Here is a 17999-nt window from a genome sequence, read left to right on the forward strand (position 1 = left end):
CTGGGACATGGGAAGCAGGTTCCCCCTTTCGGCAACGGCCCTGCACTCCCGCATATTCCGCTCCGCAGAGACGGTGCGGCAATCCACAGCGGCCCAGGCAACGAACCAGTGTCATGAGCATCACCGCCGAGACCAGGTCGACGACGTCGCCACGGGGTGTCAGCGCCCCGGCTGCACCGATTCGGGAGGCTCCGGACCGCACGGGATACTGCCCGTTTCCCCTCTCGTCCGATCACCGCGCCTTCGGTCTGACCACGAGTTCCATGCGCCTGAGCCGGGCGACGGTCTCGGTGCGGCACGGCCGCCGCACCGGGAGCGACACCGCGACCATCCTTCTCCACGGGGCCGCGGGCTCCTGGACGACCTGGACGCCGCTGCTGGCCGCGGCCGACGCCTCCGGCCTGGAACTCACCGACCTGATCATCCCCGACCTGCCCGGCTGGGGCGACTCGGCGCTTCCGAAGGAGGGTCCCTCCCGCTCGATCGAGGCGACCGCGGCGATAGTGGCCGAGATCGCCCGTGCTCTCGGCTACCGCTCCTGGATAGTGATCGGCCACTCCCTCGGCGGCTTCGTGGCCCTCGAACTCGCCGCGAGCGAGGCACGGTCGACCGCGTTCGTCGGACTCGTCTCGGCCACGACCTTCTCGGTGATCGACACCGTGCGGCACCCGGTCGCCCGGTTCGCCACGCTGCCGGGATATGGCGCCATACTGCCGGTGTTGCGGGCTCTCGCCTGGGCCGGGCGCGCCGGCGACGGCCTGATCGGCCTGCTCCATCGCACCACGCTGCTGCGCGCGCTGGCAGCGCCGCTGTTCCGGCGCCCGGAACTGCTGCACGCGAGCGTCACCGACTACCTCCGGGCCGAACTGCGCCCGCAGGCGTTCGCCGTGGCATCCGACCTGGCCGGCGCCTACGCCGCCGAATACTGGTCCCGGATCGAGTGCCCCGTGCGGGCCACCCAGGGCGACGCCGACATTTTCGTGGCAGCGACGGATGCGGCCAGGCTCCGCGCGGTCATCCGCGACTTCGCCCTGGTGACAGTGCCGGACACCGGGCACTTCGCGCACGTGGAGAAGCCGTATGAGACTCTCCGGCTCGTGTTGCCGAACGGATGCCGGTCCGACCCAGGAGTGTTCCCGCAGTGAGCGGTCCGGGAGTCCGGGCCGCTCGCGCTGCGTGGCCGATTCCCTTGTCAAGCGGGTTCATTACGACCAAACTGAGGATCAGTCCTGAGAAATGGTCACCCCCGTGTGGCCGGTCTGGCACGGCCTCCACTGATTGAGAGCGGCTCCCCATGGGTTCGTTGACGTATGACAGGGTCACGGTCGAGTTCGACGACCGGATATTGGCGCACCTTCAGATCGTGATCGTCCAGAAGCTCCGCCGGGGCGAGAGCTTCCTGCTGTCGTGGCGCAATGCCGCCGAAGCCGGAAACGGACGCAGTTCCGCCTGGCTGCACCCGGCCATCCCGTTGTATTTCAAGTTCTCCGGCGGCCAGCCGCCGAGCATCAACCCCCTCTGGCTCGCCCAGCTCACCCGTTCCGCGAACAGCTCCCAGGGTTTGGTTGCCACCGGCGAGGAGCGGGCGATGTCCGAGCCCGAACATCCGGAACGCACCGACCGCAGTCACCGCCCCGATCAGAAGTTCACGGTGCGCGCGGCGCCCGCCTCGCAGGACACCATCGCCACCGAACTCTGAGCCGCCCCTACTCCGGCAACCCGCAGGCCGCAGGCCTCTGCCTGTAGGCCGCAGGCCGCAGGCCGCAGGCCGCAGGCCTCTGCCCGCAGGCCGCAGCCCGCAGGCCTCTGCCCGTGGGCGGGCCCGGATCAGCGCGGAACGACCGCGAAACGGCGCAGGACCAGCGCGGGGTTGCGGGCGCGCACGGCACTGAGGCGCTCCGGCAGAACCCAGGCGACCGCGACATCCGTTGTCTCGCCGATCGTGACCAGCTCCACCCCCATCGGGTCGACCACCATGCTGTTGCCGACACCCACCGGCGGGGCGTGGTCGGCCGCCGCTAGGTAGACCGTGTTTTCCAGGGCCCGAGCGGTCAACAGCGTGCGCCAGTGCTGTTCCTTGAGCGGTCCCCGCACCCACTCGGCCGGCACCAGGACCAGTTCGGCCCCGGCGTCGACCAGGCGGCGGGTCATCTCCGGGAAACGGATGTCGTAGCAGGTCTGCAATCCCACCCGCAGCCCCTCCACATCGAAGGTCTCGGGTTCCTCCACGGCCCCGGCCCGCACCCAGTCCGACTCGCGCTCACCAAAGGCGTCGTAGAGGTGAAGCTTGCGGTACTTCGCGACGAGTGATCCGGCCGGATCCACCGCGACGAGAGTATTGGAGAACCGGTTCGGGTCGTCCGTGGACTCCAGCATGCCGGCCACGACGTACACGCCGAGGTCTGCGGCGAGCGCGGCCAGGGCCCGCACGAAGGGGCCGTCCAGAGGTTCGGCCGCGGCGACGAACGACGGTCCCATCACCGGTTCGAAGAAGGCCGAGTACTCGGGGAAGACGATCAGCCGGGCCCCGCGGGCGACGGCCGTCTCGGCGAGGGCATGCATGGCGGCAAGGTTTACGGCAGGCTCGCGGCCGGGCGCGAACTGGGCCACCGCAACACCCAGGGCTGCCGCGGGGCCGGCAGCAGGGCCGGGGCCGCGAGTCTCGAGGGGATCGATCATGGCGTCAGCCTAGATCAGTGAGTCCGTATGGACGTGGTCGCAGCTGGATCGTGGAATGGGAATCCGCGGCACTGGAGCAACTCGCGCTCGAACGAATTCGACGGAGATTTTGGCCAAAACGGACCGGAACCAGCCGAAAACCGGCCCCAAGCCCAAAATCTCCGTCGAATTGGTTCAACAGTGGGCACGGTGCTCGTCCGAAGGTGGAACGGGCGGGGCCTCGCCATCCGTTCACGGCGAACGGCACCGATCCCGGGTTCTATGGTTCAGCGAGGTGGCCTAACGTATATGCGTGCCTTCCCCGCCGCTGCTCTCCCGCCTGGTCCGTCCCGACACGCTGACCCTTCCCCTGCTCCGAACCGGAGGGCTGGCTGCGCTGCTCGGGCTGCTCGGGTTCCTCGTCTCGATCGCCGGATCGTGGCGGCCCTCGTATTGGGGCGACGAGGCGGCCAGCGTCATGTCGGCGGAACGTTCCCTGCCGGGGCTGTTCCGGTTGCTGGACAACGTCGACGCGGTGCACGGCGCTTACTACCTGCTGCTGCACGTCTGGATCGATCTCTTCGGCTCGTCGGAGCTGGCGACCCGCGGGCTGAGCGCCCTGTTCGTCGGCGCCGCGACGGCCGGAACCTTCGTACTGGCCCGCACCCTGTTCACCGCCCGGGTCGACGTGCTCGCAGCCCTGGTTTTCGCGCTGCTCCCCCGGGTCACCTATATGGGCTCTGAAGCCCGTTCGGCCGCCGTCGCCACGGCCGTCGTGGTCTGGCTGACGGTTCTGCTGGTGCACCTGGTGCGGAGCCGCCCCGTGGATGCCGGCACCCGGTTCGCGCTCTGGGCGGGCTACGCCGGCCTCCTGGCCCTTGGAATCTATTTCTTCCTGTATGTGCTGCTGCTGGTCCCCGTGCTGGCGCTCGCGGCGCTGCTGCTGACCCCGCGGGAGGGTGACGTGAGGGTGAGTATGCGCGCCTGGGCCATCGCCACCGGCGCCGCGCTCGCCCTGGCTGCCCCCGTGATAACGGCCAGCCTGGACCAGCGCGATCAGATCGCCTTCATCGGTCGGCGCCCGCCGATCCCCGTGCTCACGGCCGCTGTGCACCAGTGGTTCAGCAATGCTCCCCTGGCCGTTCTGGCGTGGGGACTGATCCTGCTCGCGGTCGTGATGGTCTTCTTCGTCGGCGGACGGCGGGCCACGCCGGCGAACACCAAGGCCGCACTGGGGGTCATGCTGGCCTGGATGATCGTGCCGAGCGCAGCCTTACTGATCGGCACGCACCTGGTCACGCCGATGTACTCACTGCGGTACCTGTCGATCTGCACGCCGGCCGTCGCGATCGCCATCGCCGTGGGAATCGCCTGCCTCCGGCCGCGATGGCCACAGGTTGCGGCCCTGGGCCTCATCACGGCTCTGATGCTGCCCACCTACCTCGAACAGCGCAGCGAGTTCGGCAAGAACTACGGCAGTGACCTGCGCCAAGCGGCCGAGGTGGTGCGGAACGGCGCGCAGTCGGGGGACGCCGTTGTCTTCGACGAGAGCGTGCGGCCCTCCCGCAAGCCCCGCCTGGCCCTGCGGCTGTACCCGGACGCGTTCGCGGGCCTTCAGGATGTCACCCTCGCGGTGCCGTTCGACACCACCAACGATTTATGGGATGTGGTCCTGCCGCTGGAACAGGTGACCGACCGGCTCACCGAGACTGACCGGGTGTGGGTTCTGCAGAACCAGGGCAGCGGTGAGAATAGCCGGGGCGACAACATCCGCACCTTGCAGCAACTCGGGTTCACGGTCACCGAATCGACAATGCTGAACCGCACTCAGATCATCGAAATGACAAGGTAGTTCCATGGACCGGACACTGATCATCATCCCGACCTACAACGAACGCGATAACATCGCGGCGATCGTTGCCCGGGTGCGAGCGAGCGTGCCTGCGGCCGACATCCTGGTCGTGGACGATTCCTCCCCAGACGGCACGGGGTTGCTGGCCGACACGCTGGCCACCACCGATTCTCAGGTCCACGCCCTGCACCGCTCCCGGAAGAGCGGCCTCGGCGCCGCCTACCTCGAGGCCTTCGCCTGGGGGCTCTCCCGCGGCTACGACCGTTTGGTGCAGCTCGACGCGGACGGATCGCATCTGCCGGAGCAACTGCCGAGCCTGCTCGAGGCAGCCGAGGGCGCGGATGTGGTACTGGGCTCCCGCTGGGTCCCTGAGGGTAGTGTGCGCAACTGGCCGTGGCACCGGCGTCTGCTGTCGCGCGGCGGATCGGTCTACTCGCGTGTGCTGCTGCGGCTGCCTCAGCGAGACGTGACCGGCGGTTACCGCGTCTACACGGCGCACGCCCTCGAACGGATGGACCTCTCCAGCGTCGAGAGCCTGGGCTACTGCTTTCAGATCGACATGCTGCTGCACGCCGTCCGGGCCGGGCTCAGCGTGGTCGAGAAGCCGATCACGTTCGTGGAGCGCACCCTCGGCTCCTCGAAAATGAGTGGTGCGATCGTGGCCGAGGCGATGGCCCGGGTCACGATCTGGGGGCTCACCGGCAAAAACGCTCGCCGCACTGCTACGCCGGCACCGACATCCGTGCCGCGAGTTCACTGACCGTTTCTCAGCGCCCGCACACGGGGCGTGACTTCTGGTCACACTGACTATAAGATGGGTCCATTCAGTTAAAGTCACAATGACTTTTACCTAGTGGATGGCGGTGGATGACGGTGGAAGCGCGAATGAACACCCAGCTCGAGGCGGCCCTCGCCGTGTCGACGGTCATCTTCGCCCTGCGGCCGGATCCTGAAGCCGGGCTTTCCACCCTGTGGCTGCCGCTCGTGCGCCGCACCCGGGAGCCCTACCTCGGCCAGTGGGCGCTGCCTGGCGGCGGACTGCCGGCCGACGAGGAGCTGGCCGGAGCGGCCGCGCGCGCGCTGCGCGAGACCACGGGCCTGACCCCCAAGTACCTCGAGCAGCTCTACACGTTCGGGGATCCGGCGCGCTCCCCTGGCGGCCGGGTCGTCTCGGTCGTCTACTGGGCACTGGTCGAATCCGGTGAGGCGGCGCTGGCGGTCGAGGATGAGAACGTGCGGTGGTTCCCGGCCGACCACCTGCCGCCGCTCGCCTTCGACCACAACCGCATCGTCGAATACGCCCTCTGGCGCCTGCGCACCAAGGTGGAGTACTCCCGCATCGCGCACGCGTTCCTGGGCGAGATCTTCACGCTGGCGCAGCTGCGCGCGGTGCACGAGGCCGTGCTGCAGAAAGCCCTCGACCCGGCGAACTTCCGCCGCACGATCGAATCGTCGGGCACCGTGGTCGACACGGGCCAGCGCGTGGCCGGTGTGCCGCATCGGCCACCCCGCCTCTACCGCTACAACGATTCCGTCCACGCCACCGCTCCGGGGGCGCTCGAGCCGGCCATCGGCTGAGCATGACCCTCCCTCCCAGCACGTCCGCGCTGACCACCGCTTGTCTGACTATCGCTTTGTGTGAATATCAAGGAGTAACCGCATGACCAACGCATCGGTCGACCAGACCATTCGGCTCATCAGCACGGGAGCGGCCGCCGGCAGCACCTGCAGCCCCGACCTGCTCACCGCCCCGTGGGAGTTCGATTCCGGCACGCCGGGTTACGGCCCAGGCTCGTCGATGGGCGACGTCATCCCCACCGGGTCACCGCGGCAGGGCGAACTGCCCGAGGTCTATCGACGTGCGTCGGCGGCGGAACTCGGCGACCGCATCCGTACCGCCAAGGCCACGCTCGGTGACCGGGTCGTGATTCTCGGGCACTTCTACCAGCGCGACGAGGTCTTGCAGCACGCTGACTTCGTGGGCGACTCGTTCCAGCTGGCGCAGGCCACCACAAGCCGCCCGGATGCCGAGGCGATCATCTTCTGCGGCGTGCACTTCATGGCCGAGACCGCCGACCTGCTCTCGACCCCGGAGCAGGCGGTCATCCTGCCCAACCTCGCAGCGGGCTGCTCGATGGCCGACATGGCCGACATCGACTCCGTCACCGACTGCTGGGAGCAGCTCGAGGACATCTACGGCACCGAGCCCGACTCCGACGGCCGCGTCCCCGTGATCCCGGTCACGTACATGAATTCCTCGGCCGCGCTGAAAGCATTCTGCGGGGAGCACGGCGGCATCGTCTGCACATCCTCCAACGCCGAGACCGTGCTGGAGTGGGCCTTCGCCCGCGGCCGCCGCGTGCTCTTCTTCCCCGACCAGCACCTCGGCCGCAACACCGCGAAGGCGATGGGGGTACCCCTCGAGCGGATGCCGATGTGGGACCCGCGCAAGCCCCTCGGCGGCAACACGGCCGAGGAACTCGACACCGCCCAGGTCGTGCTCTGGCACGGGTTCTGCAGCGTTCACAGGCGATTCACGGTGGAGCAGATCGCCGCGGCCCGCCAGTCGCACCCGGGCGTGCGCGTGATCGTGCACCCGGAGTGCCCGATGGCCGTCGTCGACGCAGCCGATTCCTCCGGCTCGACCGACTTCATCAAGAAGGCCATCGAGGCAGCCCCGGCCGGATCCGTCTTCGCCATCGGCACCGAGATCAACCTGGTGCAGCGGCTCGCCGCCCAGCACCCCGAGCACATCATCTTCTGCCTCGACCCGGTGGTCTGCCCCTGCTCCACGATGTACCGCATCCACTCGGGCTATCTGGCCTGGGTGCTCGAAGCGCTGGTCGGCACCGCGGACCGTGCGCCCGAGGTGCTGAACCGCATCCAGGTGCCGCACGAGGTCGCCGGCAACGCCCGCATCGCCCTCGAACGGATGCTCGCCGCCAAACCGCCCGTCTCGGTCGAGGTCTGACCATGACCCGTGTGCTCGTCGTCGGCAGTGGGCTGGCCGGACTCATCGCCGCGGTGCGGGCGACAGATGCCGGCCACCAGGTCACCCTCGTCACCAAGGCGGCCCTGCCGGACAGCAACACCCGCTGGGCCCAGGGCGGGATCGCCGCCGCCATGTTCCCCGACGACTCGGTCGAGTCCCACGTGCAGGACACCCTGCGCGCCGGAGCGGGGCTCTGCGATCCCGTCGCGGTGCGCGTGCTCTGCTCTGAGGGTCCGGCGCGGGTACGGGACCTGATCCGGTTCGGCGTGGACTTCGACCGCGACGAGTCCGGAGTCACCCGAGGACTAGAGGCAGCCCACTCGAGGTCGCGGGTGCTGCACGCCGGCGGCGACGCCACCGGTGCCGCGATCGAGGCCGCCCTCGTGGCGACGGTGCGTGAGCGGGCCACCCGGTCGCTGCGGGGCGTCGGCGCCCGCCTGCGCATCCAGGAACACACGATGCTGGTCGACCTGACCGTGCAGGACGGCAGCGCGACCGGAGCCGTGATTCTCGGGCCCGACGAGGTCCTCCGCACGATCATCGCCGACACGGTGATCCTGGCGACCGGGGGCGCCGGCGAGCTCTTCCCGCACACCACGAACCCGTCCCTGGCGACGGGCGACGGCGTAGCGGCCGCGTGGCGCGCGGGGGCATCCGTCGCCGACCTCGAGTTCTACCAGTTCCACCCGACCGCACTCGCGGTTCCGGGCACCCCGCTGGTCTCCGAGGCGGTGCGCGGTGAAGGCGCCGTGCTGCGGAATGCGTCCGGCCACCGCTTCATGCTCGGCGTGCACCCCGACGGGGAACTCGCGCCGCGCGACATCGTGGCCCGGGGCATCGCCCGTGAAATGGCGAAGCAGGGCGGCGAACCGGTGTGGCTGGATGCCACCGGTCTCGGCCGCGAACTGCTCGAGCGGCGCTTCCCGACCATCACCGCGGCCTGCCGCGCGGCCGGACTGGACTGGGCCGTCGAATCGATCCCGGTTGCTCCGGCGGCGCACTACTGGATGGGCGGGATTCTCACCGACATCTGGGGCCGCACCAGCCTGCCCGGCCTGTTCGCCGTGGGGGAAGCGGCCCGCACCGGCGCCCACGGCGCCAACCGGCTGGCCTCCAACTCGCTGCTCGAGGCGGCCGTATTCGCCGACCGGGCCGTGCGCGCGCTGCGCCTGCCGAGACGGATGCCCGCGGCGGGCTCGGGCCAGGCGTCGGTCTCGACAGGCTCGACCACCGTGGGCTCGGTCTCGACAGGCTCGACCATCGGGGGCTCGAGCACCGGGGGCGTCGACCGCGACGCGGTGCAGCAGCTGATGTGGGAGTGTGCAGGGGTTCTGCGGAGCGGGGAAAAGCTCGCCGCAGCATCCGTCACCCTGGCGGAGTGGGCTACCCGCCCGACGCCCCCGGATGGCACCGCGCCGCTCAATATGCGTGTTCGGGCATATGAAGACGCCAACCTGATCGACCTGGCGCGGGTCACCGTGGCCTCCGCCCTGGCCCGGGAGGAATCTCGCGGCGCCCACCACCGCTCCGATTACCCGGACAGCCGGTCCGAGCTCGCCCGCACCGTCGTCTGGAGTCGCGTAACGACCCTGGATACCGCTGACGGCATGCAGAGCACCCTGAACCTTGCCCACCCCACGGAGGCCGAGGAGGCCATCGCATGCTGACCATGAACGCCATCGACACCATCGTGCGTGCCGCGCTCGAGGAAGACGCTCCGTGGGGTGACCTGACATCTCAGGTGCTGATCCCCGCCGACGCCGACGCGACCGCCCAGCTGGTCGCCCGGGAATCCGGAACCTTCAGCGGCGGTGCCGTGTTCGCGTCGGCGTTCCGGTTGACCGACCCGCGCATCGTGGTTCGGCTGCTGGTGGCCGACGGCACCGCCTTCGTAGCCGGCGACGCGCTGGCGGAGGTGTCGGGGTCGGCCCGCGGAATCCTGCAGGCCGAGCGAATCGGGCTGAACTTCGTGCAGCGGATGAGCGGAGTCGCGACTCTGACCGCACAGTACGTGGCCGAGACCGTGGGCACCCGTGCCCGCATCGTCGACACCCGCAAAACCACCCCGGGGCTGCGCGTGCTGGAGCGCGCCGCGGTGCGCGACGGCGGCGGCCACAACCACCGGTTCAGCCTCTCCGACGCGGTGATGGCCAAGGACAACCACCTCGCCGTGCTCACCGCGGGCGGTCTGAACCTCACCGAGGCACTCCGTCAGGTGCGCGACCGCATCTCCCACACCACCCACCTCGAGGTGGAGGTGGACCGGATCGACCAGATCGAGCCCGTGCTCGCCGCCGGCGTCGACACGATCATGCTCGATAATTTCAGCCCCGATGACCTGCGCGAGGGCGTGCGCCTCACGGACGGTCGGGCGCTCGTGGAGGCCAGCGGCGGCGTTTCGCTGCTGACCGTGCGCGGCATCGCCGAAACCGGCGTCGACATCATCTCGGTCGGGGCCATCACTCACAGCGTGCGGTCCCTCGACCTCGGCCTCGACATCGCCATCCTGACCGAAGGCTGACCGGTCCCGCCATGATCTACCTCGACAACGCAGCGACCACCCCGGTGCGCCGGGAGGTCCTCGAGGTGCTCTGGCAGCAGCTCGCGGGCCGGTTCGGCAATCCGTCTAGCCACCATCGGCTGGGTGAGGCCGCGGCCGCCACGCTGGCCGAGGCGCGGGCCGATATCGCAGGCGTGCTCGGCTGCAGGCCAGCCGACGTTGTGTTCACGACCGGCGGCACAGAGGCCGACAATCTGGCCATCAAGGGCATCGCCCTCGGCGCCCCGCGCGGCCGCCACCTCATCACGACGGCGATCGAGCACGAGGCGGTGCTCGAATCCTGCGACTACCTGCACCGCTTGCACGGGTTCGAGGTGACGCTGCTCGACACTGATGTCTCCGGCCGGGTCGACCCGGAACAACTGCGGGCCGTGCTCCGCCCGGACACCACCCTCGTTTCAGTGCAATACGCCAACAACGAAGTCGGAACCCTGCAGCCCCTCGCCGCACTCTCGGCCATCACGCAGGGCGCCCGCGTGCCTCTGCACACCGACGCCGTGCAGGCCGCCGGCTGGCTCCCGGTGAACGTGGACACCCTCGGCGTCGACGCGCTGAGCCTGTCCGGTCACAAACTCGGAGCGCCGCCCGGTATCGGGGCGCTCTTCCTGCGACGCCGCATCGCGGTGGAACCGGTGCTGCACGGCGGAGGCCAGGAGCGCGGCCGCCGCAGCGGCACGGAGAACGTTGCCGGGGCCCTGGGGCTGGCGGTCGCACTCCGCCTCGCCGAGGCGGAACGGGCGGAGGCCGCACCCCGCATCACTGCCCTGCGGGACGCTTTCATCGCCACGGTGCTGGCCGGCACCCCCGGCGCACGCCTCACCGGGCATCCGACCGAGCGCCTGCCCGGCACCGCATCGTTCGTCTTCCCCGGGACGAGCGGCGAGGCGGTGCTGCTCGAGCTGGAACAGCGCGGCATCGTCTGCTCGAGCGGGTCGGCCTGCGCGGCGGGCAGCGACGAGCCGTCCCACGTGCTGACCGCGCTGGGCGTCCCGGCAGAGGTCGCCCAGACCGCCGTACGGTTCACTCTGGCGTCGACGACCACGGCAGCGGATGCCGAAGAGGCGGCCGCATCCGTCCAGGCCGCCGTGGAAGCCGTGCACGCACTCGGCCGAAGTTGATCTGCCTCCGACGACTCGCGCGCGAAACGCGCGTATGACGCGCGTGCGTCCGCGCGCGAGGAGACAACCGAATACGAGTTGTCAGACAATTTACGAGCGTTTCGATTTGGGGAACGAAGATGCCCCCGACCAGCTAATCTGCTGACCTTCACCGTCCCCAGGACCGCGGAGTGAGCATCCCCTGACATGCGGCCCTCCGGCCAGCGGCCTAAGGTTGTAGACAGGAGGCGATAAGCCCAAGTTGGGCCGCCAAAAAGGGACACAATGACAATAATCGACAAACCAGTCACCGAGTCACTTGCTACACAAATTGATTCCCTGGTTAAAGCCGCTCAAGTCGCGCTTCTGGATTACGCGAACTTCACGCAGGAACAGATCGACCACATCGTCAAGAAAGCCTCGGTCGCCGCCCTCAGCAAACACGCCGAGCTCGCCGTTCACGCCGTGGCCGAAACCGGTCGAGGCGTATTCGAGGACAAGGCCGTTAAAAATCTTTTCGCATGCGAGCACGTTACGAACTCGATGCAAAACCTCAAGACCGTCGGCGTTATCAGCCGTGACGACATTACCGGAATTACAGAAATCGCCGAGCCCGTCGGTGTTATTTGCGGTGTGACCCCCGTCACGAACCCCACCTCAACCGCCATCTTCAAGTCGCTCATCGCTCTGAAGACGCGCAACCCGATCGTTTTCGGTTTCCACCCGGGCGCCCAGCAGTCCTCCGTGGCCGCAGCGCGCGTCGTGCGTGACGCCGCCATTCTCGCGGGTGCACCGGCCAACTGCATCCAGTGGGTCGAAACGCCGTCCCTCGAGGCCACCAGCCTGCTGATGAACCACCCGGGTGTCGCAACCATCCTCGCCACCGGTGGCAACGCCATGGTGCGAGCCGCATATTCTTGTGGCAAGCCGGCCCTCGGCGTCGGCGCGGGCAACGTCCCCGCCTTCATCGAGAAGAGCGCCAAGCTCAAGCGTGCCATCAACGACGTCGTTCTCTCCAAGTCCTTCGACTACGGCATGATCTGCGCTTCGGAGCAGGCCGTCATCATTGAAGAGCCGCTCTACGCGGAAGCCATGGCCGAATTCAAGATTCTGCACACCTATTTGGTCACCCCGGCCGAGAAGCTCCTCCTCGAGGACTACATCTTCGGAGTCCAGGCCAACTCGACCAACTGCGGCGAGGCCAAACTCAACGCGGCCGTCGTCGGCAAGTCGCCGGTCTGGATCGCCCAGCAGGCCGGTTTCACGATCCCTGCCGACACGTCGATCATCCTGGTCGAGGTCGCCGGAGTGGGACCGCACGAGCCGATGACCCGCGAGAAGCTGGCCCCGGTTCTCGCTGTGCTCCACGCCAAGGACGCAGAAGAGGGCATCTCGCTCTCCGAGCAGATGGTTGAATTCGACGGCCTCGGCCACTCGGGCTCCATCCACAGCGAGAACCCGGCAATCATCGAAGAGTTCGGAACCCGCGTCAAGGCGGTCCGGATCATCACCAACGCCCCCAGCTCGCTTGGTGGGATCGGTGACATCTACAACGCGTTCATCCCGTCGCTGACGCTCGGCTGCGGCTCGTACGGACACAACTCCGTCTCGAACAACGTTTCCGCGATCAACCTCATCAACGTCAAGCGCATCGGCAGAAGGAACAACAACTTGCAGTGGTTCAAGGTCCCCGCCAAGACGTACTTCGAGCCCAACGCGATCCGTTACCTGGCGGACATGCGAAAGGTCGAGCGCGTCACGATCGTGACCGACTCGACCATGACCCGCCTCGGCTTCGTCGACAAGATCCTTGACATCCTGAACCGTCGCGAGGGCCGCGTGGCACTGCAGATCATCGACAACGTGTTGCCCGAGCCGACCGTTTCCGCGGTCGAAAAGGGTGCCGCCGAGATGCGCGCGTTCAAGCCCGACACGATCATCGCCCTCGGCGGCGGCTCGCCGATGGACGCCGCGAAGGTCATGTGGTTGCTGTACGAACACCCCGAAATCGAGTTCTCCGACATGAAGGAGAAGTTCTTCGACGTGCGCAAGCGCGCGTTCAAGTTCCCCGACCTCGGCGAACTGGCCAAGCTCGTCTGCATCCCGACCACCTCGGGCACGGGTTCGGAAATGACACCATTCGCCGTGATCACCGACGAGGTCACCGGAGTCAAGTACCCGCTTGCGGACTACGCCCTCCTGCCGACCGTCGCGATCATCGACCCCGTGCTCACCTCGATGATGCCGTCGTTCCTGGTTGCCGACTCGGGCTTCGACGCTCTTACGCACGCCACCGAGGCGTACGTGTCCGTCTACGCGAACGACTTCACCGACGGCCTCTGCCTCCACGCGATCAAGTTGATCTTCGAGAACATCGTGACCAGCGTCAACGGCACCACCGGCAGCACTGATGGCGAGGTCATCAAGGCCCGCGAGAAGATGCACAACGCCTCCTCGATCGCCGGCATGGCGTTCGGTAACGCGTTCCTGGGTATTTGTCACGCGATGGCTCACGTCACCGGCGCGCAGCTGCACCTGATCCACGGCCGGGTCAACGCGACCTACCTGCCGCACGTGATCCGTTACAACGGCCTCATCCCGACCAAGCTGACCAGCTGGCCCAAGTACGAGAGCTACATCGCCCCGGAGCGCTTCCAGCAGATCGCGAAGCACCTCGGCCTCCCGGCGTCGACCCCGGCGGAGGGCGTCGAGTCCTACGCCTTGGCCGTGGAGAAGCTGCGCGACCTGTCTGGCATCAAGCCGTCCTTCCAGGCGCAGGGTGTGCCGGAGGAGGACTTCATCAGCCGCCTCGACAGCCTGGCCATGGGCGCCTACGGCGACCAGTGCGCACCGGCCAACCCGCGCATGCCGATGCTCGATGACATGCGCACCATCATGGAGGCCGCGTACTACGGCACCTCCTTCAACGAGGTCCGCGCCGGTCGCGCGGCCGTCGAAGCAGTAGCACCGGCCGAAGAGAAGAAGTCGGCCCGCAAGGCAGGCAAGTAGTCTTCACCGCCTAATCGAATGAGGAACGGCCCCGCACCTGTTGGTGCGGGGCCGTTCCTGTGGGCGGAACCGCTGTATCAGCACCCGTCCGTGTGAACGGATGCCCGACTCAGAGCCAGCGCGGCGCGGCCGGGGTCTCCCCCGTGTCGGATACCACGCCCGACTGAACCCGGCCGGTGGCCCAGCCGGCCAGGTCGGCGAGGGACCCCGTGACGTGCTCCGCGGCATCTGGATCGCCGTAGCCATCGTGCGTCGAATCGGTTGCGGTGAGCATCCGACTCGTGTCGCCCCGGGCAGCCCAGTCACCGACGATGTCGCCGAGAAGCCGCTCGAGCACCTCCTCCGGGAGCATACTGAAGCCGGCGCCGTGGTCGAGGTCGACGGCGTGAATCCAGAGTTCACGGGTGCGCATCCAGGTCGTTTCCCGCAGCGGCACCATGGCACCCTGCCCGTTTCTGACGGGAACGGACCAGCGGTCGTCTGGCAGCGAATGCCACCGACGCTCGAGGTCGTCGGCCGAATCTGCCCAGGCTCCTCGAAGTGCGTCGGGCCTGAGGATACCGCCCGCTTCGATCTCCGCAGTGCGCGCCTCCAGCGAGGCGTACATCACCGTCTCGATCCCGGTGTCCGCCCAGTAAGCGAGCCGCCCGAGCGCGCCGGCGTTGGACACGACGTGCGCGACAACCTGGCGCCGGGTCCAACCCGGCAGGAGCGAGTTTCCATCGAGATCGTCGTCCGTGAGTCCCTGCAGTTCGCGGCCGAAGAATTCCGTGCCCCGCTGGACGAGGTCCAGCGTCAACCGAAGCGCGGTGTTTTCGGACGGATCAAGGGGTGCGCTCATGGGGCTCCTGTCGTGGGCAACGCGCGTGGTCCCTACGCTACCCGGCGACCAGTCCTTCCCCGGGATCCCCCGTCGGTGGTCGAGCTGTCGAGCCCGGGGGCCGGGAAGCATCTACTCGTCGTCGTGGGTCACGTTCTTCCGCTCGATCGCGTCGGTCATCCGGGTGCGGGACTTGGTGACGGTGCGCCACTTCCGCACCCCGGTTTCCAGCCAGGGTGGTGCCATGATCTGCGCGGCACCACGGACCATCCGGATGGCCCAGCCGGAGGCGTTGAGGTAGCGGTGGTGGAACCAGCAGAGGCAGACGCCGTTGTCGGTGTGGGTGGGTCCGCCTTCTGAGTGCGGGATGACNCTGTCGATCTGGGTCGGCGTCGCGGGCACGGGTATCTACGCCATCGGCACCGGCATCGCGGGGATGCTGAACAAATAGGGTTGCGCCTCGGACCGCGGTTTTCCCGTATCGTTGTAGACATCATGGACAACTTCTGGGTCAGCGCATTCTGGGCAATCCTGCCTACCGTCGCGGTCGGCCTCATCTTCTGGATTGTGATGCGCTCCATCGTGCGGGCCGATCGCACGGAGCGGAAGGTCTACGCCCGGATCGAGGCGGAAGAACGCGCCAAGCTCGGGCTTGACAACCCGGTCACGTAGCACCGGATGTTCGGCATCGAAATCTCGACCGTCATCCTGGTGATCGCCGTGGTGGTCGATTTCGCCATCCGCGTGGTGGCGATCATTGTGGTTCCCCGCAATCGCCGTCCGACATCGGGGATGGCGTGGCTACTCACCATCTTCTTCCTGCCCTACGTCGGCGCGTTGCTCTTCCTGCTGATCGGATACCGCACCCTGCCGAAGAAGCGGCTGGAGATGCAGGAGGAGATCAACCAATTCATCCTCGACAGCACCAAGGGAATCGATCAGGTGCGCCGCGACCACCCCTGGCCGCTGTGGCTCGAATCGGTCGTCGAGCTCAACCGCAACCTAGGGTCGATGCCGCTGGTCGGCGGCAACGAGGCCCGGCTTCTCGGCGACTACGAGGACACGTTCGCCGAGATGGTGACCGACATCGATCAGGCCCGCAATTTCGTGCACGTCGAGTTCTACATCCTCTCGCTGGACCCGACCACAGCGCCGTTCTTCGACGCCCTCGAGAACGCCGTCAAGCGCGGTGTCACGGTGCGTGTGCTGATGGACCACATCCAGTCGATGCGCAAGCCGGGCTACCGTGAGACGCTGCGCCGGCTCACCGACTCCGGTGTGAAGTGGGAGCTGCTGCTGCCGCTGCAACCGCTCAAGGGCAAGTGGCAGCGCCCGGACCTGCGCAACCATCGCAAGGTGTTGATCATCGATGGCCTCGTCGGCTACATGGGGTCGCAGAACGTGATCGACCGCTCCTACAACATGCCCCGGAACATCCGTCGTGGTCTGAAATGGAAAGACTTGATGACGCGGGTCGAGGGGCCGATCGTGTCGGGCCTCAACGCGATCTTCATCACCGACTGGTACAGCGAGACCAACGACCTGCTGACCCGGGACATCCAGCCGGTTCAGACCGACATCGTGCCGCACTCCCTGGATTGCCAGATCGTGCCCAGCGGGCCCGGCTTCGAGGGCGAGAACAACCTGCGGCTGTTCCTCGCGCTGCTTTATTATGCACAGGAACGCATCATCATCACGAGCCCGTACTTCGTGCCTGATGAGTCGATCATGTACGCCATCACCACCGCCACCCAGCGCGGGCTGCGGGTGGAACTGTTCGTCTCCGAGGTCGGCGACCAGGCCCTCGTCTACCACGCGCAGCGCTCCTACTACGAAGAACTGCTGCGGGCGGGCGTAAAGATCTACCTGTACAAGGCTCCCTACGTGCTGCACGCCAAGCACTTCACGATCGACGACGAGGTTGCCGTGATCGGGTCGAGCAATATGGATATGCGCTCGTTCAGCCTCAACTTCGAGGTATCGATGATGGTGCGCGGCCGCTCCTTCGTGCAGCAACTTCGGGCGGTCGAAGACGGCTACCGGGAGGACAGCCGCGAGCTCACGCTCGAGGAGTGGATGAAGCAGCCGCTGCGCTCAACGGTGCTTGACAACCTCGCCCGGCTGACCTCCGCGGTGCAGTAGCGCCTCGGCTTAACCCCACCACGGTTCCCGCCGCGGTGGTCGAGCCTGTCGAGACCTGGCGGTCTGACGTGGGGAGGTTCCCCCGTTGGTGGTCGAGCTGTCGAGATCGGGCGGTCTGACGTGGGGAGGTTCCCCTCGGTGGTCGAGCTGTTGAGCTTGTTGAGCTTGTCGAGCCCGGGGGCTGGGAAGCATCTACTCGTCGTCGTGGGTCACGTTCTTCCGCTCGATTGCGTCGGTCATCCGGGTGCGGGACTTGGTGACGGTGCGCCATTTGCGCACCCCGGTTTCGAGCCAGGGTGGTGCCATGATCTGCGCGGCACCGCGGACCATCCGGATGGCCCAGCCGGAGGCGTTGAGGTAGCGGTGGTGGAACCAGCAGAGGCAGACGCCGTTGTCGGTGTGGGTGGGTCCGCCCTCTGAGTGCGGGATGACGTGGTGGATCTCGGTCATTCCGGCGGGGATTGTGCAGCCGGGGATGATGCAGGTGCCGTCGCGGAGTTGGATCGCTCGGCGTTGCGCGGGGGTGAAGCAGCGTTCGGGTGAGCCGAGGGCGATGATGCGTCCCTCGTCGTTGATGACGATTTTTTGTTGGCCGCCGGTGCTGATCAGGTCCGTGACGGCGTTGATCGTGATCGGTGCTTCGACTCCGTCGATCCAGCCGACGNTGATCAGGTCCGTGACGGCGTTGATCGTGATCGGTGCTTCGACTCCGTCGATCCAGCCGACGCCGTGGCCCTGACCGAAGTCCGCGTTCAGGTCCTGCTCTCGGACGCTGACGAGGACCGTGGCGGGGGCGCCGCCGATGGTCGGGGATTCGCCGGCGCGGGAGGCGACGTCGAGGATGACGGCGAGTACGTCGTGCCGACGCT

General features: G+C 67.6%; 15 protein-coding genes. 12 read left to right on the forward strand and 3 right to left on the reverse strand.

Annotation, left to right across the window (positions count from 1 at the left end; translation table 11 throughout):
* Positions 1 to 113 precede the first annotated feature (113 nt).
* The gene (locus tag E3O67_RS14710; protein WP_167726674.1) at positions 114 to 1145 is read left to right on the forward strand and encodes an alpha/beta fold hydrolase; all 1032 of its coding nucleotides are present in this window, start codon (positions 114 to 116) and stop codon (positions 1143 to 1145) included.
* A 149-nt stretch (positions 1146 to 1294) separates the two neighbouring features.
* Positions 1295 to 1699, forward strand: a complete 405-nt coding sequence (locus tag E3O67_RS14715) for an ATP-dependent DNA ligase (protein WP_241979381.1) — start codon at positions 1295 to 1297, stop codon at positions 1697 to 1699.
* A 128-nt stretch (positions 1700 to 1827) separates the two neighbouring features.
* Here E3O67_RS14715 and E3O67_RS14720 read toward each other — a convergent pair whose 3' ends face one another.
* Entirely contained in the window at positions 1828 to 2679 is an 852-nt protein-coding gene (locus tag E3O67_RS14720; protein ID WP_135103023.1) for a carbon-nitrogen hydrolase family protein, read from the reverse strand.
* 292 nt (positions 2680 to 2971) lie between these two features.
* Between E3O67_RS14720 and E3O67_RS14725 the strand changes: the two genes are divergently transcribed.
* From E3O67_RS14725 to adhE, 8 genes are all read left to right on the forward strand, one after another.
* A complete protein-coding gene (locus E3O67_RS14725) occupies positions 2972 to 4510 on the forward strand; it encodes a glycosyltransferase family 39 protein (protein WP_135103024.1) in 1539 nt (512 codons plus the stop codon).
* A 4-nt stretch (positions 4511 to 4514) separates the two neighbouring features.
* Complete coding sequence (locus tag E3O67_RS14730; RefSeq protein ID WP_134432785.1) at positions 4515 to 5270, forward strand: polyprenol monophosphomannose synthase; 756 nt, start codon at positions 4515 to 4517, stop codon at positions 5268 to 5270.
* A gap of 125 nt (positions 5271 to 5395) precedes the next feature.
* A complete protein-coding gene (locus E3O67_RS14735; protein WP_134432787.1) occupies positions 5396 to 6088 on the forward strand; it encodes an NUDIX domain-containing protein in 693 nt (230 codons plus the stop codon).
* 82 nt (positions 6089 to 6170) lie between these two features.
* Entirely contained in the window at positions 6171 to 7481 is a 1311-nt protein-coding gene (gene nadA, locus E3O67_RS14740) for a quinolinate synthase NadA (protein ID WP_135103025.1), read from the forward strand.
* A gap of 2 nt (positions 7482 to 7483) precedes the next feature.
* Complete coding sequence (gene nadB, locus E3O67_RS14745) at positions 7484 to 9169, forward strand: L-aspartate oxidase (RefSeq protein WP_135103026.1); 1686 nt, start codon at positions 7484 to 7486, stop codon at positions 9167 to 9169.
* The gene (nadC, locus tag E3O67_RS14750) at positions 9163 to 10023 is read left to right on the forward strand and encodes a carboxylating nicotinate-nucleotide diphosphorylase (RefSeq protein ID WP_134432793.1); all 861 of its coding nucleotides are present in this window, start codon (positions 9163 to 9165) and stop codon (positions 10021 to 10023) included. The genes nadB and nadC overlap by 7 nt, the downstream gene beginning before the upstream one ends.
* Before the next feature lie 11 nt (positions 10024 to 10034).
* Positions 10035 to 11180 carry a cysteine desulfurase family protein gene (locus tag E3O67_RS14755; RefSeq protein WP_135103027.1) on the forward strand — a complete coding sequence of 382 codons (1146 nt, stop codon included), beginning with the start codon at positions 10035 to 10037 and terminating at the stop codon, positions 11178 to 11180.
* Positions 11181 to 11444: 264 nt separating this feature from the next.
* Positions 11445 to 14168, forward strand: a complete 2724-nt coding sequence (adhE, locus tag E3O67_RS14760) for a bifunctional acetaldehyde-CoA/alcohol dehydrogenase (RefSeq protein ID WP_134432797.1) — start codon at positions 11445 to 11447, stop codon at positions 14166 to 14168.
* Between the two features lie 109 nt (positions 14169 to 14277).
* Here the strand turns inward: adhE and E3O67_RS14765 are convergent, their stop codons facing one another.
* Complete coding sequence (locus tag E3O67_RS14765; protein ID WP_135103028.1) at positions 14278 to 15009, reverse strand: maleylpyruvate isomerase family mycothiol-dependent enzyme; 732 nt, start codon at positions 15007 to 15009, stop codon at positions 14278 to 14280.
* 474 nt (positions 15010 to 15483) lie between these two features.
* Between E3O67_RS14765 and E3O67_RS17070 the strand changes: the two genes are divergently transcribed.
* Positions 15484 to 15660 carry a hypothetical protein gene (locus E3O67_RS17070; RefSeq protein ID WP_167726676.1) on the forward strand — a complete coding sequence of 59 codons (177 nt, stop codon included), beginning with the start codon at positions 15484 to 15486 and terminating at the stop codon, positions 15658 to 15660.
* A 6-nt stretch (positions 15661 to 15666) separates the two neighbouring features.
* Positions 15667 to 17130 carry a cardiolipin synthase gene (gene cls, locus E3O67_RS14775; RefSeq protein WP_134431931.1) on the forward strand — a complete coding sequence of 488 codons (1464 nt, stop codon included), beginning with the start codon at positions 15667 to 15669 and terminating at the stop codon, positions 17128 to 17130.
* Between the two features lie 192 nt (positions 17131 to 17322).
* Here the strand turns inward: cls and E3O67_RS14780 are convergent.
* The coding region (locus E3O67_RS14780; RefSeq protein WP_135103030.1) for an HNH endonuclease signature motif containing protein at positions 17323 to 17999 on the reverse strand (677 nt) is incomplete at its 5' end.

It is taken from the genome of Cryobacterium sp. TMT3-29-2 (genome assembly GCF_004564305.1).
Classification (GTDB): domain Bacteria; phylum Actinomycetota; class Actinomycetes; order Actinomycetales; family Microbacteriaceae; genus Cryobacterium; species Cryobacterium sinapicolor.